The organism is Rosettibacter primus (genome assembly GCF_036860675.1).
GTDB classification, from domain to species: domain Bacteria; phylum Bacteroidota; class Ignavibacteria; order Ignavibacteriales; family Melioribacteraceae; genus Rosettibacter; species Rosettibacter primus.
In genome coordinates this window covers 44,611-61,066 of record NZ_JAYKGK010000006.1, presented here as the reverse complement: position 1 = coordinate 61,066, position 16,456 = coordinate 44,611, and the positions used below count along the sequence as shown (strand labels likewise).

The following is a 16,456-nucleotide window of genomic DNA, read 5'->3' as shown; positions in this document are numbered from 1 at the left end:
AAATTCAATATTTTCCTGCTTTATTTGGTATAATCGTAAAATTGATTTTATATTTACAAACCATAACAATAAATTTTAATTTACTACCACCAAATATGAGGTGAACCATGAAAAAAACATTAATCCTTTTCTTTTTATCATGGACAATTATTTTTTCACAAAACAAAATTGTTATTAATGCTGATTTAGGAAAAGATACGATAAGTAAAAACATTTATGGACATTTCTCTGAGCATCTTGGAAGATGTATTTATGATGGTATTTATGTTGGGGACACTAATAAGATAATTCCTAATACAAAAGGGATTCGAAATGATGTTATAGCAGCTCTGAAAAAAATGAAAGTTCCTGTTTTAAGATGGCCTGGTGGATGCTTTGCAGATACTTATCACTGGAAAGATGGAATTGGTCCAAAATCAAAAAGACCAACAATTGTAAATATGTGGTGGGGCGGTGTAACTGAAAATAATAGTTTTGGTACTCATGAATTTATGGACTTGTGTGAATTATTAGGTGCTGAACCTTACATATCTGCTAATGTAGGAAGTGGAACACCTCAGGAATTAGCTGAATGGGTTCAATACATGAATTTTGATGGAATCAGTCCTATGACAACTTTAAGAAAAGAAAATGGAAGAGAGAAACCATGGAATGTTAAATATTGGGGAATTGGAAATGAAACATGGGGTTGTGGCGGTCATATGCGTCCAGAATATTATGCTGATTTATATCGTCAATATGCTACTTATATGACAGGTTATTCCCGAACAAAACTTTTTAGAATTGCATCTGGAGCTCCGGGTGATGATTATAACTGGACCGAAGTTTTATTGAAAAATATTCCTCGCAATTTAATTGAAGGTGTTAGTTTGCATCATTATTCTGTTATTGATTGGAACAAAAAAGGTTCTGCTACTGATTTTACTGAAAAACAATATTTTCAAACAATGCAGCAAGCTTTGAAAATGGATGAGCTGATTAAGGGACATGTTAATATTATGGATAAATATGACCCGCAAAAGAAAATTGCTCTTATAGTTGATGAATGGGGTGGCTGGTATGATGTAGAACCAGGAACTAATCCTGCTTTCTTATTCCAACAAAATACTATGAGAGATGCAATCTTAGCCGGTGCTACTTTGAACATTTTTAACAATCATTGTGATAGAGTTAAAATGGCAAATCTTGCACAAATTGTTAATGTGCTGCAAGCTGTAATTTTAACTGACAAAGAAAAAATTATTTTAACTCCTACATATCACGTAATGGAAATGTACAATGTCCATCATGATGCATTAATGTTGCCTGTTAGTGTCAGTAGCAATAAATATACTGTTGATAATCAAAGTCTTGATGCAATATCTTGTTCTGCATCCAAAGATAAAAATGGTATTATCCATATTTCTTTAGTTAATGTTGATATTAGAAACGAGCAAAAAGTAACAATTGATTTAAGAGGAGTAAAAGTTACATCTGTAAAAGGCAGAATACTTACCTCAGAAAAAGTTCAGGACCATAATACATTCGAACAGCCTGATAAAGTATCGCCAAAAGTCTTTAATGATGCTCAATTAGTTAATAATATTCTTAATGTTAAACTTCCACCATGTTCTGTTGTGGTTCTTGAATTAAAATAATTATTGTGTAAAATAATATTTTTCTATAAGACTAAACTTTATTATCAAATTTGTTCTTTGAACAGATATCACAGTTTCTGCAGGGAGGTTCACCGGGGAAACCAAAATAATCTGAGATAAATATTCTTCTGCATTTTTCGGTTCGGAAATAATTGACTACAGAAAGAAGTTTTTTATTATCATTGAGAAATTTTGATTTTAAGTAGTTTTCATCTTCGAGTTGTTGGGGTAATTCATCAATTACTTTTAGATTTCTTTCCTCGAGTGAACCTTCTGTTACTCCATATCTCTCAAGAATTCCTAATGCTGTTTCTACTCTAAAATCATTTTTATCTTTATAGCTTAGTTGTTCTCTTATAAAATCAATTCCATAAGAATTAACCTCATCATTTCTAATTGATAAAAGATTGTATAATCGTTCATAATAATCTGCATCTGGATTTGCCCATTTTATAAATTCCATTTGTGTATACAAATCATTTTGATTGTAAATCAAAAGACACAGAGAATCTTTTCCATCTCTTCCTGCTCTTCCAATTTCTTGGTAATAAGATTCAATTGATGCTGGAACTTCAGCGTGAATAACAAACCGTATATCAGGCTTGTCTATGCCCATTCCAAAAGCATTTGTGGCAAGAATTAATTTTTGTTTGCCTGTTAAAAAATCTCTCTGTTTTTGTTTACGCTCATTTGGTGTTAACTTCCCATGATAAATTTCATGCTGGAATCCTTTATCTTTTAATATTTGTGAATATTTTTCAAGTGTTTTTATCAAAGTGAAATATATAATTCCAGAACCCTCGTATTTTTTTAATACTTTTATAATAATATCAATACTTTCTTTCTCATCAAATACTTCTACTGCTTCAAGTCGAAGATTTGGTCTTTGAATTCCTTCATGAAAAATTTTTATCTCGCTTTTTCTAATTCCAAGTTTTGAGATAATATCATTTTGAACATCGGGAGTAGCAGTTGCGGTCAATGCAATTGTAAGAGGGTTGTTGATAATTTTTCTAAACTCTCCAATTCTTGAATAATCAGGTCTAAAATCATGTCCCCATTCAGAAATACAATGAGCCTCGTCAACTGCAAGCAAAGAAATATTTGCTTTCTTTATAGCTTCAACAAATTCTTTTTTCTTAAATCTTTCGGGTGTAACATAAAGCAATTTTGTTTTTCCTTTAACAAATTTATTTAATCTTTCTGTGCGTAGTTTGCTTCCTATAGTTGAATTGATAAAATCAGCAGGAATATTTTTCTTTTTTAATGCATCAACTTGATCCTGCATCAATGCTATTAATGGGCTTATTACAAGTGTCCCTCCTTCAAAAATCATTGCGGGCAGCTGATAGCATAAAGATTTTCCACCACCTGTTGGCATTATTAAAAGGCAATGGCCCTTTTCATTAACCAATCTGTCTATAACATCTTTTTGCTTTCCTTTAAATGAATCAAAACCAAAATATTGCTTTAGATATTTTTCTAAATTCATTTTTTAATTATTTATTTTTAGTGATTAGAAAATTAAAAAAGTTTTCCGAAACTAATTAACTTATTATCAAATTAAGTTATGAAATGAACATGGCAGAAATAATTTTAAAAAAGAATGAAGATAAAAGAATTAAACAGGGGCATCTGTGGATTTTTAGCAATGAGATTCAAACCGTTGAAGGTAATCCTCAAAATGGTGATTTAGTAAAAATTTATGACTTGCAGAAAAATTTTTTGGCTCAAGGATTTTATAATAAAAATTCATTGATATCGGTAAGAATTTTATCAAAAGAAAATGAAATTGATATTAAAGAGTTGTTCAAGAAAAGATTGATATCTGCTTATAATTTTAGAAAAAATGTTTATCCTAATCGAAATTCATTCAGAATGGTTTTTAGTGAAAGTGATTTTATGCCCGGGTTAATTATAGATAAATATAATGACACATATGTTTTACAAATAAATTCTGCTGGAATGGAAAAGAATATTCAGACTATAATTGAAATTCTTCAAAATGAATTTTCTGCTAAAAATATTTTTACAAAAAATGAAGAATATTTTCGTCAACTGGAGGGTTTGGAATTAGAAGATAGGATTTATAAAGGTGAAGTTACACCAGAAATTATTTCTGATGGCGAAGTTAAATACAAAATTGATTTCTATTCATCTCATAAAACTGGATTTTATTTTGACCAATGTGACAATCGAATATTTGCCGGTAAATTTTGTAAAGATAAAAATGTTCTTGATTGTTTTTGTAATGCTGGTGGTTTTGGTTTGAATGCAGCAAAACAGGGGGCTAAATCAGTTACATTTGTAGATTCTTCAAAAAGAGAAATTGAAAATGCAGAATTTAATTTTAAGTTGAATAATTTTTCCTGTGAATCAGAATTTGTAGATGCAGATGTTTTTGATTTTTTGGAGGATTGTATTCAAAAAAATAAAAAGTATGATGTTGTAATAGTTGATCCGCCTGCATTTGCAAAAAATAAAAAGAGCATTCATACTGCAGTCAAAGGTTATGAAAAATTAAATCGGCTTGCCATGCAAGTATTAAATAAAGATGGTTTTTTATTTACTTCCTCATGTTCACATCATATAAAGGATGAAGTATTTATTGATATTTTAAGAAAAGCATCATTGAAGGTTAATAGAGAAGTTCAACAAATTTATTTTAATAATGCTTCGTTAGACCATCCTGTCTTGCTCTCAATGGAAGAGACAGTATACTTAAAATTTGCTGCTTTAAGAATTATTAATTAATTCTACTGGAGGATTCATCTGCAACTGCAATTTGTTATATTTGTTTTTCAAAAAATTGTACTTCAATCTTAATTGAGAAACTTTTATAAAATCCCTTTTGTAAAAGCAAACAGTTTTTCAAAATTATAGAGGAGAGCAAATTGGACATTACAGCACTCAACGAAAAAATTCGTCGTGAAAGTGAGTTTATTGACATTCTTTTTAATGAAATAAGTAAAGTCATTGTCGGACAAAAACAAATGCTGGAGCGCCTTGTAATCGGATTATTAAGTAATGGTCATATATTACTTGAAGGTGTTCCAGGACTTGCGAAAACTTTGGCTATTAAATCACTTGCTGCATCAATGAAAGCAAAGTTTCAAAGAATTCAATTCACTCCTGATTTATTACCTGCAGATTTAATTGGCACTCTTATCTATAATCAAAAAGAAGGTAACTTTACTATTAAAAAGGGTCCTATTTTTGCAAACTTTATTTTAGCTGATGAAATTAACCGTGCACCTGCAAAAGTTCAAAGTGCATTACTTGAAGCAATGCAGGAGCGTCAAGTTACAATAAGCGATACAACTTTTAAATTAGATGAACCTTTTTTAGTTCTTGCTACTCAAAATCCAATAGAACAGGAAGGAACATATCCTCTTCCAGAAGCACAGGTCGACAGATTCATGTTGAAAGTTAAAATTACTTATCCATCCCGTGAAGAAGAATTAAAAATTATGAAATTAAATTCAACGGATGGTTTACCAGAATTAAAACCTGTAATATCTCCTGACGATATATTGCGAGCAAGAAAATTAGTTAATGAAATTTATATGGATGAAAAAATTGAGAAGTACATACTTGATATTGTATTTGCTACTCGTAACCCAAAGGAATATGGATTAAATGAATTAACTGACTTAATTAGTTATGGTGCATCACCTCGAGCTACAATTAATCTAGCTCTTGGAGCTCGTGCAATGGCATTTATCAGAAGACGCGGGTATGTAATTCCAGAAGATGTTCGTTCAATTTGTGCAGATGTATTAAGACACAGAATTGCAGTAACTTACGAAGCAGAGGCTGAAGATATTACTTCTGAAACTATTATATCAAAAATTTTAAATACCATAGAAGTACCTTAATAAAATCCTTACTAATATATGCTAAATAAAGATTTACTTAAGCAGGTAAAACAAATTGAAATTCGCACACGCGGATTGGTTAATGAAGTATTTTCCGGAGAATATCATTCTGTTTTTAAAGGAAGAGGAATGGAATTTTCTGAGGTGCGCGAATATCAAATTGGCGACGACATCAGAACAATTGATTGGAATGTTACAGCTCGATTTGGACATCCGTATGTAAAGATTTTTGAGGAAGAGCGCGAACTTACTGTTATGCTGCTTGTAGATATGAGTGGCTCTTTAATGTTTGGAACTTCAGATAAAACAAAACAGCAAATCGCTGCAGAATTGAGCGCCATTCTTGCTTTTTCTGCATTAAAAAATAATGACAAAGTTGGTTTGATTTTATTTACAGATAAAATTGAAAAATTTATTCCTCCCAAAAAAGGAAAAACACATGCATTGAGAATAATTCGGGAAGTTCTCTCAATTGATTTACCTGAAAATACAGAATCCATAAAAAAGCAAACTAATTTACGAGAAGCATTAGAATATTTTAATCATGCTATTAAAAAAAGAGCAATTGCTTTTGTAATCTCAGATTTTCTTGATTTTGGATATGAGAAAATATTAAGAATAGTTGGCAAAAAACATGATTTGATTGGCATAATTATAAAAGATAAAAGAGAAATCGAATTAGCAGATTTTGGATTAATTAAATTTGTTGATGCAGAAACCGGAGAGTATCGTTACATTGATACAAATGATGAAGATTTTAAAATTAATTTTAATGAAACACTAAAAAGAATTGAAGAATATCGAAAATCTATTTTTGTTAACTCCAGACTTGATTCTATAGAAATTCAAACCGGAAAATCTTATGTAAAACCATTGGTAGATTTTTTTAGAATGCGTGAAAGAAGATATTAATTTTTGTTTTTGATTATTAAAATGATTTTTAATCCCATGCTAAAAATAATTTCAAAAAATATTCTAATTGCATTTATAATTTTAATTACAAGTGCCATTACAATTAATGCTCAAAATATATCTGTTAATGCTTCAACAGATACCACTGATTACATAGTTGGAGATTATATCAAATATAATCTCGAGCTTACATACACAAAAAATATAAAAGTATTTTTACCTTCTGTTAAGGATAGCATAAAAAATCTTGAGTTTATTAAAGAATTAAAATCAACAAAAGAAGAAAAAAACAATAAGATAATCGAAAAGCATGTTTATATTTTTTCGAGATATGATTCTGCTGTTGTTACATTACCTTCATATAAAATTTATTATCAATCAGCAAATGACACCAGCAAACGTTTTATTTCTGTAAATCCACTAAAGATTACTGTAAAAACTTTACCGGTTGAACCACAGAAGGATATTCGTGATGTGAAAGAACCTGTTAAAGTACCCTTAAATTTATTGTTTATAATATTATTGGTACTGTTAATAATATTACTTTTGATTGTTGCTTATTTTATTTTCAAATACATAAAGAAAAAGAAAGAAAGTAAAACTGCATTAATACCTGAAATTTTAATCCCACCACATGAAATTGCATTAAATTCATTAAGAGAACTTGAACAAAAAAAATTATGGCAGCAAGGATTAATTAAAGAGTATCACTCAGAAATCACAGAAATAATAAGAAAATATTTTGAAGATAGATTTAACTTCCGTGCACTTGAAATGACCTCATCAGAAATTTTAGCATGCTTAAGTTATCTTGAAGATGGGAAATGCATTGTTGATTTGGCTAATGAATTTTTTAATAATGCGGATATGGTAAAGTTTGCAAAATTTCAGCCAATGCCCAGCGTAAACGAACAAATGATGAACCAGGCATTTAAAATTGTAAATGATACTATTCCAAAGATAGAGCCTGAGAAAGAAGAGGTACAAAATGTTCAGTAACATTGAATTTGCTAATTCATGGGCTTTGTATTTTTTGTTGCTTTTGCCATTTATGTATTACTGGTATATTAAAAAGAATAAACAAATTACTCCCTCTGCAATTTTTTCTTCTATAAAATTATTTGAAGAAGTTCCCAAAAGTTTGAAAGAGAAATTAATTCATGTGCCAATAATATTAAGAATATTATCTTTAGCTTTATTGATAATTGCATTTGCGCGTCCACAAAGTTTCTCGTCGGGAGAGAATATTTACACCGAAGGAATTGATATAGCTATGGTTCTTGATATTTCGGGTAGTATGCTCGCAGAAGATTTTAAACCAAATCGTCTTGAAGCTGCCAAAAAGGTTATAAATGATTTTATAAAAGGAAGAACATCTGATAGAATTGGACTTGTTATTTTTTCTAGAGAAAGTTTTACTCAGTGCCCTTTAACAATTGATTATTCTGTGCTTCGTAATCTTCTTTCAGAAATTTACAGTGGTATGATAGAAGATGGAACTGCTATAGGTAATGCGATTGCAAATGGAGTCAATAGATTGAAGGATAGTCAATCAAAGAGTAAGGTTATGATTCTTTTAACTGACGGGGTTAATAATGCAGGGGAAATTGACCCAATTACTGCAGCGCAAATAGCTCAAAAATTTGGAATTAGAATCTACACTGTTGGTGTTGGTACTATAGGAGAAGCTCCTTATCCATTTCAAACTCCTTTCGGTAAGAGATATCAAATGGTGCCAGTAGAAATTGATGAGAATTTATTGAAACAAATTGCGAACATTACTGGTGGTAAATATTTCAGAGCTACAAACAGTAGAAAACTTGTTGAAATATATGATGAGATTGATAAACTTGAAAAAACAAGAGTTGAAGTTACGTCATATCGTCATGCCCAAGAACTATATTTTGGCTGGGCATTAAGTGGATTAATTTTATTATTTGCAGAATTTGGTCTATCAAAAATCTATTTAAGAAAATTACCTTGATTAATAAGGGGAATTGAATTGATAAGGTTCGCTAACATAGAATTTCTTTACGCGTTGTTAATTATTCCTGGTTTAATTCTTATTTATATTTATCTACAAAAAAATCGCAATAAGATTTTAGAAAAATTTGCAGATAGTAAACTTCATAATATTTTATTTCCATTAAAGAGCAATGCTAAAGCTCATCTTAAATTTGCTTTATTTACATTCTCATTAATGTTAATATTAATTGCTCTTGCAAATCCACAGGTTGGAACTAAAATAGAAGAAGTAAAACAAATTGGAATTGATGTTTATATTTTACTTGATGTTTCGAAAAGTATGCTGGCTGAAGATATTAAGCCAAGCAGACTCGAAAAAGCCAAGTATGAAATTTCAAAATTAATTCAGAGACTTAAAGGAGATAGGATTGGATTAATAGTATTTGCAGGAGAGGCTTATGTTCAAATACCGTTGACATCAGATTATTCTGCAGCAAATTTATTCTTAAATGCAGTTGATGTAAATTCTGTGCCCCAACCTGGGACAGCAATTGCTCCTGCTATCAAGTTAGCATTAAAATCTTTTAAATACGATGATGGTACAAAAAAAGCAATTGTAATTATAACTGATGGAGAAGACCATCAAGGTGAATTAGAAAGTGTTCTTGATGAAGCAAATTCAAAAGAGGTAGCTATTTATGCTATTGGATTTGGTTCTCCAGCAGGAGTTCCAATCCCAATTTATAATGAAGCAGGTGTACAGGTTGGTTATAAAAAAGATAATCAAGGGAATATTGTATTGACAAGACTGAATGAGGAAATTCTAAAACAAATAACATCAAAATGTAATGGTAAATATTATCGTGGTACAAACACTGAAGATGAACTTGAAGCTATTTACAATGACCTTGCTAAAATTGAACAAAGTGAATATGGTTCCAAAAGAATTACAGAATATGAAGATAGATTTTACTATTTCTTGTTCCCTGCTATTTTGTTATTGATTATTGATTTCTTCATATCTTCAAATAAATCTTCGTGGCTTGCAAGGCTTGAAAAATTAAGAGGTGAACAAAAATGAAATATTTCACTGTATTTTTTTTGATTTTAATAACGACCGTAAATGCTCAAAGCCATAGAAGTTTAATTAATGATGGTGTTGATTTGTATAAAGAAGGAAAATTTGCAGATGCAGAAGTAAATTTCAAAAAAGGCTTGGAAAAGAAACCGGATTTATTTCAGGGACATTTTAATCTTGGAGATGCCTATTATAAACAAGGCAGATATGATGAAGCGATTCAATCATATAAAAATGCTTTGTCATTTACAGAAGATAAATTAAATAAAGCTAAGGTTTTTCATAATATCGGGAATGCTTTATTAAAATCTCAAAAGTATCAAGAAAGTATTGAAGCTTATAAAAATGCTTTAAAGCTCAATCCAGATGATGTAGAAACAAAATACAATCTTTCTTATGCATTAAATATGTTAAAACAAAAACAGAATCAAAATCAAAAGAATCAGGATAAAAATCAAAATAAACAGAATGATGATAAAAAAAATAATCAGGATAGGAATAATCAGGATAAGCAAAATCAACAGGATAAAGAACAGAATAAACAAAATCAGTCGCAGCAGCAGAAAAATCAAATAACAAAAGAAGATGCTCAAAGAATTCTTGAAGCATTAAAAAATAATGAACAGGATTTGCAAAAGAAACTTAGAAAAATAAAAGGCAAAGCAGTTGTTGTAGATAAAGACTGGTAATTGAAAAAATTTATCTTGGTTTAAATTCTGGAGAGATGATTTATGAAAGTGAACAATAAAAAATTTATTCTGATATTAATTTTATTTATCACAGGATTATATTTCAATTCTTTTGCACAGGATTTTAATGCCACTGTTGATAAAACAACAGTAGGGCAATATGAACATTTTCAGGTCTATTTTACTTTTAATGGTTCTGATATAAATGGATTAAGCAATTTTCGTCCACCCTCATTTCAAGGTTTTAGAGTGTTAAGCGGTCCAAATCAATCAACAAGCATGCAAATTATAAATAATAAAGTATCTGCTTCGCTTACATTTTCATATATACTGCAGCCTACTAATGTAGGAGAATTTACAATCGGTTCAGCTTCTGTAGATTATAATGGAAAAACTTATAGAACTGCCCCTTTGAAAATATTTGTAGTGAAAGGAACACCGCAGCAGAGAAAAGAAAGTGATGGTATAACCTCAGATGAGTTATCTAAAAATGTTTTTATTGTTGCAGAAGCAAGCAAAACACGTGCATATATTGGTGAGCAAATTACAGTTACATATAAACTTTATACGAAATTAAATATTGCATCACCACAAATAACCAAACTGCCTCAATATCAAGGATTCTGGGCAGAAGAAATTGAACCTTCTCAAACAATTTCATTTGATATTGGGATGTATAAAGGGGAAAGATATCGTATAGCAACAATTAAACGCGTAGCACTTTTTCCAACTAAAACTGGAACTTTAAGTGTAACACCATTTGAATTGAATATTCCAGTAATCGTAAAAAGAAAAAGAACCGGCAATGATATATTTGATGAGTTTTTCAATGATTCATTCTTTGGAAGGACAGAAACTATTGAATACTTAGCAAAATCCAACACATTAAAAATTGAGGTTGAACCTTTACCATCATCGAATGTGCCATCATCATTTAATGGTGCGGTGGGAAATTTTAATTTTAAGGTTGATGTTGACAAAAATAAAGTTATGACCAATGAGAGCTTTACACTTAGAATGACTGTCTCTGGTTCAGGCAACATAAAATTATTGAAGCTCCCCGAAGTTCAATTGCCTGCAGGCTTTGAAAAATATGAACCTAAAATTTATGATAATGTTAATAAAACAGCGGTAATATCAGGGCAAAAAATTGTTGAATACCTAATTGTGCCACGGACTTCTGGAGAAAAAGAAATTCCTCCAATTGAATTCTCATATTTTAATCCTGCTGCACATAAGTATGTAACATTAACTTCTCCTTCATTTAAGATAAATGTTATTAAAGGTCAAGGGCAGTATGAACCAATTGCAGGTAATTTTTCTAAAGAAGATATAAAATTACTTAGTGAAGACATTCGTTATATAAAAACTTCTGATTTTAAATTTGAGAAGAAAAAAGAAAGTGCATTAATTCAACCATGGTTCTGGATTTCAATTACACTGCCATTAATTGCTCTTTTTGCAGCAGTAGGAATAAGAAAAAAACAAGAAAAACTTTATAGTAATGTACAATTGTTGAAATATCAAAAAGCAGAAAAAGCTGCTAAGAAACGGTTGAAAATTGCAAAACAAGCTCTGGATAAAAATAATCTTTCAGAATTTTATTCTGAGTTATCACTTGCTTTATATGGTTACCTTGAAGATAAATTAGGTATTCAAAAATCAGAATTTACAATTGAAAAAGCACTTGAAATGCTTGCTCAAAAAAATATTTCAGAAGAATTGATTACACGAATAAAAAATGTTTCGGAGAAATGTGAATTTGTTCGTTTTGCACCTTCAGGAATGAATTCTGCCTCAGCAGGTGAACTTTATGAAGAAGCTGTAAGTATTATTATAAATCTTGATTCAGGTTTGATGGCAGCAAAAAAATCAGTTGACAAAAAATTATCAGAAAGAACAAATCTTTTTTCAATATTAATTTTATTGTTTTCATTCTTGATATTTAGCAGTAAAGCATATTCGCAGCCTCCAGAACAATTAATGAAGTTAGGCAATAAATATTATCAAGAACAGAAATTTGAAGATGCAATACAAACATATCAAAAAATTATTGCTCAGGGATATGAAAGTGCAGCTCTTTATTACAACATGGGAAATTCTTACTTCCGTTTAGGCAAACTTGGTTATGCAATTTTGTATTATGAGAAGGCACTTAAAATATCTCCGGGTGACGAGGATATTTCATACAATTTGAAAATTGCCAATGCACGAACAGTTGACAGGATTTCTGAATTGCCAAAATTATTTATTATTCAATGGTGGGAAATATTAATTACTTCATTATCATTGAATGGTTGGGCTATTATTACAATTATAATTTATCTTTTACTCTTAACTTCAATAGGGGTATACTTTTTATCCAGAAAAACAAATCTTCAAAAAATTGCATTTAATACGGGAGTTGTTTCCATTACTTTCTTCATTATTTCGCTAATAATTTTAATTGCACGATATAATCATGAAAAATCTACTGACTATGGTATTTTGTTAGAATCAGCATACTCAGCAAAAGTTGCTCCTGATGAAAAAAGCAATGATGCATTTTTAATCCATGAAGGAATAAAATTTATTGTTGAAGATAATGTAAATAATTGGTCAAAAATTCGATTGTCTGATGGAAAAATTGGCTGGATACCTGATGATAAATTTGGAAAAATTTAATTGCAATATTTCTGCTCAAATGGATAATGCAAAAAAATATAATAATACAAAATTAGCAATTGGTATTTCTAAAGGACTGGTCTCTTTTGTTATTTTATTTCTTTTTGTATTCTTTGGTTTTAGTTATAATCTGGAAAAATTCATAGAACTCTACATTTACAATGACTACTTAAGATTAATTGCTTTCACTTTGATTTTAGGTATTGCTTCTTCAATTCTTTTTTTCCCGTTAGACTATTTTTCAGAATTTTATCTTGAACATAAATTTAATTTATCGAATCAATCTTTTGGGAGATGGCTATGGGAAAATCTTAAAGAAGCACTTTTAGGTGCGGCAATTGGATTGCCATTGTTAATTATATTTTATTTCATTTTAAGAACTTATAATAATTATTGGTGGCTTCCTTTTGGGATAATAATGTTTTTATTTTCAGTGTTTCTTGCACAAATTTTTCCGGTTTTTATATTGCCATTGTTTTATAAGATTACTGCAATAGATAATGAAGATTTGAAAAATAGAATAATTGAACTCGGGAAAGAAGCAAATTTGAAAATTGAGAATGTATTCAAATTTGATATGAGCAAGAATACAAAAAAGGCAAATGCTGCATTCACAGGTTTGGGAAGAACAAAAAGAATTTTACTTGGTGATACATTATTGAATAACTTTTCAAATGATGAAATAGAAACCGTAATTGCACACGAAATGGGACATTATAAAAAGAAACATATCGTTAAAAATATAATTATCAGTACAATACTTAGCTTCTCAAGTTTTTATTTAATCGCTAAGTTATATGAATCAACTATAAAATTATTCGGCTTTAACTCAATTTTAGAAATTTCGGCACTTCCTGTTTTAGTTTTATGGGGAAGCATTATCGGTTTAATTTTGACTCCATTATCAAACTACATTTCTCGTAAATTTGAATATGAAGCTGATGAGTATGCAGTAAAAGTAACGAAAAAGAAAGAAATTTTTATTAATACACTTAATAAGCTTACTGAACAAAATCTTGGTGATAAAGAACCTCATCCACTTATTGAATGGTTTTTTTACAGCCATCCTTCAATTAAAAACAGAATAACTGCACTAAAAAAACTCAACTAAAATTTTTCATTTCTTTTATTTTAATTAAAAGTGCAGGATAAAACATTTTATAAATCGATTTTATAATTATATTTGCAAAGAAAAATGATTATAAGTTTGAGGATAATGAGTTTAACTGCTAAGAAATATTCTTTCTTGATATTTATGTTTTTTCTTTCACAATGTACCTTTGACAATAATCCACCAACTCAATCTGAATCTGAAACTGCTGTAAATAAAACTTTACCGAGCAATCCTAAACCCGAAGATAAATCTATTAATCAGCCTCTTGTTATAACATTGCAATGGAATTATGCAGGTTCACAAAAATTTGATGTCTATCTTGATAAAAAAAATCCTCCTCAAATTTTAATTGCAAATGATATTACATCTAAATCCCTTATCGTCACCAATTTAGAATATAATACAACTTATTACTGGAAAGTAATTGTTAAAAATAGTGACGGAACAAAAATTGACGGACCTGTATGGAGTTTTACAACTTTGCCTCAAACCTATCCGACACTTAATGGCTTTGCAATGAATCTTTATGGAATTCAAACTGAACTTCCATGCTATGTTCATGTTATGTTTCAGGTAGTTGATTTGAATGGCAGAGGAATAGATTATTTAACACAAAATGATTTTGAAATCTTAGAAGATGGGGAACCAATTTCACAATCAGAATCGCAGGTAGAAATTAGAAGAAGGGAAACAATACCTTATAAGTTAAAAACAGTAATCATGCTTGATAATAGCACAAGTCTTCAAAATAATATAGAAGAAATAAGAAATGCAGCAAAGTCGTTTATTGAAAAAATCATTTCACAGCAGGAAATTTCTATTTATCAATTCTCTGATAAACCCGAAATGCTTAGTGATTTTACAGGTAATCTCGATTCTTTAACCAATGCAATCAATCGTTACAAATTAGGTTATTCCACTACAAATCTTTATGGTGCAATTATTAAAGGTACTTCTTTGTGGCAGGATTCTTTTTCAATTGATGAAATTGTTCAGGGGATGATGATTGTATTTACAGATGGAAGAGATACGCAAGGTTCCAATACATTGGCAGAAGCATTAAATGCTATTCACAATAAAGTAGTTTTTACAATTGGACTTGGCAACGAAATTCAACCCGATGTGCTCAAAGCAATAGGGACAGCAGGTTATTATTCTATTTCGAATATTAATGAATTAAAAGCACAATTTGATAACATACAAAAATCAATTGTTAGTTATGCAAATAGTTTTTATTTGTTGACCTACAAAAGTCCAAAGCGAGGCAATAATATTCATTCATTGACAATAAGAATAAAGAATAATCCATATACAGGAGATTACTCAGAAATTCGAGGAACTTTTAACAGTAATAATTTTTATTCATTTTGAGAGGTAAAAAATGGCAGTAACCAAACAGGATGTAGAATATATTGCTAAGTTAGCAAGATTAAAATTCAATGATGAAGAACTAGAAAACTTTACTCATGAATTAAATGAAATATTAAATTATGTTGAAAAACTTAACGAACTGAATACAGAAAAAGTAGAACCACTTTCACACCCAATTGAGAATTTTAATGTATTTCGTGAAGATAAACTTGAGCCTTCCATTGATAGAGAAGATGCCTTAAAAAATGCTCCATCAAGCACAGAAGAATTTTTCAAAGTTCCCAAAGTAATTAACAAATAGTTGTCATTATGATAGTTGGAATTATACCAGCTAGATTTGCATCAACAAGATTAATGGGTAAGCCACTTGCTGATATTGGTGGAAAGCCAATGATTCAGCATACCTGGGAAAATGCGAGAAAGTCTAAATTGCTTGATAAAGTGGTAGTGGCTGTAGATGACGAAAAAGTTTTTCAGGTTGTGAAAAGTTTTGGGGCAGAAGTATATATGACTCCACAAAATGTTGCTTCAGGTTCAGATAGAATTGCGTTGGTTGCTCAGGAACTTCCCGAAGCTAATATAATTGTCAATATTCAAGGCGATGAACCTTTTATAAATGGCAAAATGATTGACGAAGCAATTGAACCACTTCTTTTTGATAAAAAAGTTAATGTTTCTACACTTGTTAAAAGGATTACAAGTGTAGAAGAAATGAAATCCCCTTCTGTTGTAAAAGTAGTTTTTGATTACAACAATTATGCGCTCTATTTTTCCCGTGCACCAATTCCTTATGTTAGAGAGGCTAAAACAAATCTTGAAAGAATTGAAACAGGTGAAATTTATAAACATATTGGCCTTTATGTATTCAGAAAAGAAACATTACTTAAATTTACATCACTTCGTCAGACTGATTTAGAAAGAATTGAAAAATTAGAACAGCTTCGATTACTTGAACACGGAATAAAAATAAAAGTTGTTGTAACTGAATATGACAGCCTTTCAATTGATACTCCTAAGGACCTTGAACTTGCAAGAAAATTTTATGAAAGGTTTTCAAAAGCCAACAGAAAATAATTTATACTTCAATTCTTTATTTTAATTAACATTAACAAATTGTCAATATTTTATTAAGTTATTTTCTTTATTTA

14 protein-coding genes are annotated in these 16,456 nt (G+C 29.9%); 13 read left to right on the top strand and 1 reads right to left on the bottom strand.

What is annotated here, in order from left to right; all coding sequences use genetic code 11:
• The first annotated feature begins 107 nt into the window (after positions 1 to 107).
• Positions 108 to 1,637: an alpha-N-arabinofuranosidase gene (locus tag VJY32_RS09005; RefSeq protein WP_353677579.1), complete on the top strand. Its 1,530-nt coding sequence runs from the start codon at positions 108 to 110 to the stop codon at positions 1,635 to 1,637.
• Positions 1,638 to 1,668: 31 nt separating this feature from the next.
• Here VJY32_RS09005 and VJY32_RS09000 read toward each other — a convergent pair whose 3' ends face one another.
• Positions 1,669 to 3,129 (bottom strand): RecQ family ATP-dependent DNA helicase, encoded by a 1,461-nt coding sequence (locus VJY32_RS09000; RefSeq protein ID WP_353677578.1) that lies wholly within the window; start codon positions 3,127 to 3,129, stop codon positions 1,669 to 1,671.
• Positions 3,130 to 3,218: 89 nt separating this feature from the next.
• Between VJY32_RS09000 and VJY32_RS08995 the strand changes: the two genes are divergently transcribed.
• The 12 genes from VJY32_RS08995 (at position 3,219) to kdsB (ending at position 16,382) form a co-directional block, all read left to right on the top strand.
• Complete coding sequence (locus tag VJY32_RS08995; RefSeq protein ID WP_353677577.1) at positions 3,219 to 4,391, top strand: class I SAM-dependent rRNA methyltransferase; 1,173 nt, start codon at positions 3,219 to 3,221, stop codon at positions 4,389 to 4,391.
• A gap of 140 nt (positions 4,392 to 4,531) precedes the next feature.
• Positions 4,532 to 5,515: an AAA family ATPase gene (locus VJY32_RS08990; RefSeq protein WP_353677576.1), complete on the top strand. Its 984-nt coding sequence runs from the start codon at positions 4,532 to 4,534 to the stop codon at positions 5,513 to 5,515.
• 18 nt (positions 5,516 to 5,533) lie between these two features.
• Positions 5,534 to 6,427, top strand: coding sequence for a DUF58 domain-containing protein (locus VJY32_RS08985; RefSeq protein ID WP_353677575.1), 894 nt, complete (start codon positions 5,534 to 5,536; stop codon positions 6,425 to 6,427).
• 36 nt (positions 6,428 to 6,463) lie between these two features.
• A complete protein-coding gene (locus VJY32_RS08980) occupies positions 6,464 to 7,426 on the top strand; it encodes a hypothetical protein (protein ID WP_353677574.1) in 963 nt (320 codons plus the stop codon).
• Positions 7,416 to 8,411, top strand: coding sequence for a vWA domain-containing protein (locus VJY32_RS08975; RefSeq protein WP_353677573.1), 996 nt, complete (start codon positions 7,416 to 7,418; stop codon positions 8,409 to 8,411). The genes VJY32_RS08980 and VJY32_RS08975 overlap by 11 nt, the downstream gene beginning before the upstream one ends.
• Before the next feature lie 18 nt (positions 8,412 to 8,429).
• On the top strand, positions 8,430 to 9,473 hold the full coding sequence (locus VJY32_RS08970; RefSeq protein WP_353677572.1) for a VWA domain-containing protein: 1,044 nt from the start codon (positions 8,430 to 8,432) through the stop codon (positions 9,471 to 9,473).
• Positions 9,470 to 10,159, top strand: coding sequence for a tetratricopeptide repeat protein (locus VJY32_RS08965; RefSeq protein WP_353677571.1), 690 nt, complete (start codon positions 9,470 to 9,472; stop codon positions 10,157 to 10,159). Before VJY32_RS08970 ends, VJY32_RS08965 begins: the two co-directional genes overlap by 4 nt.
• A 42-nt stretch (positions 10,160 to 10,201) precedes the next feature.
• Complete coding sequence (locus VJY32_RS08960) at positions 10,202 to 12,823, top strand: BatD family protein (protein WP_353677570.1); 2,622 nt, start codon at positions 10,202 to 10,204, stop codon at positions 12,821 to 12,823.
• Positions 12,801 to 13,934, top strand: coding sequence for a M48 family metallopeptidase (locus tag VJY32_RS08955; protein WP_353677569.1), 1,134 nt, complete (start codon positions 12,801 to 12,803; stop codon positions 13,932 to 13,934). The genes VJY32_RS08960 and VJY32_RS08955 overlap by 23 nt, the downstream gene beginning before the upstream one ends.
• Before the next feature lie 105 nt (positions 13,935 to 14,039).
• Positions 14,040 to 15,308: a VWA domain-containing protein gene (locus VJY32_RS08950; protein ID WP_353677568.1), complete on the top strand. Its 1,269-nt coding sequence runs from the start codon at positions 14,040 to 14,042 to the stop codon at positions 15,306 to 15,308.
• A gap of 10 nt (positions 15,309 to 15,318) precedes the next feature.
• Complete coding sequence (gene gatC, locus VJY32_RS08945; RefSeq protein WP_353677567.1) at positions 15,319 to 15,609, top strand: Asp-tRNA(Asn)/Glu-tRNA(Gln) amidotransferase subunit GatC; 291 nt, start codon at positions 15,319 to 15,321, stop codon at positions 15,607 to 15,609.
• Positions 15,610 to 15,614: 5 nt separating this feature from the next.
• Positions 15,615 to 16,382: a 3-deoxy-manno-octulosonate cytidylyltransferase gene (gene kdsB, locus VJY32_RS08940; protein ID WP_353677714.1), complete on the top strand. Its 768-nt coding sequence runs from the start codon at positions 15,615 to 15,617 to the stop codon at positions 16,380 to 16,382.
• The last annotated feature ends 74 nt before the right edge of the window (positions 16,383 to 16,456 follow it).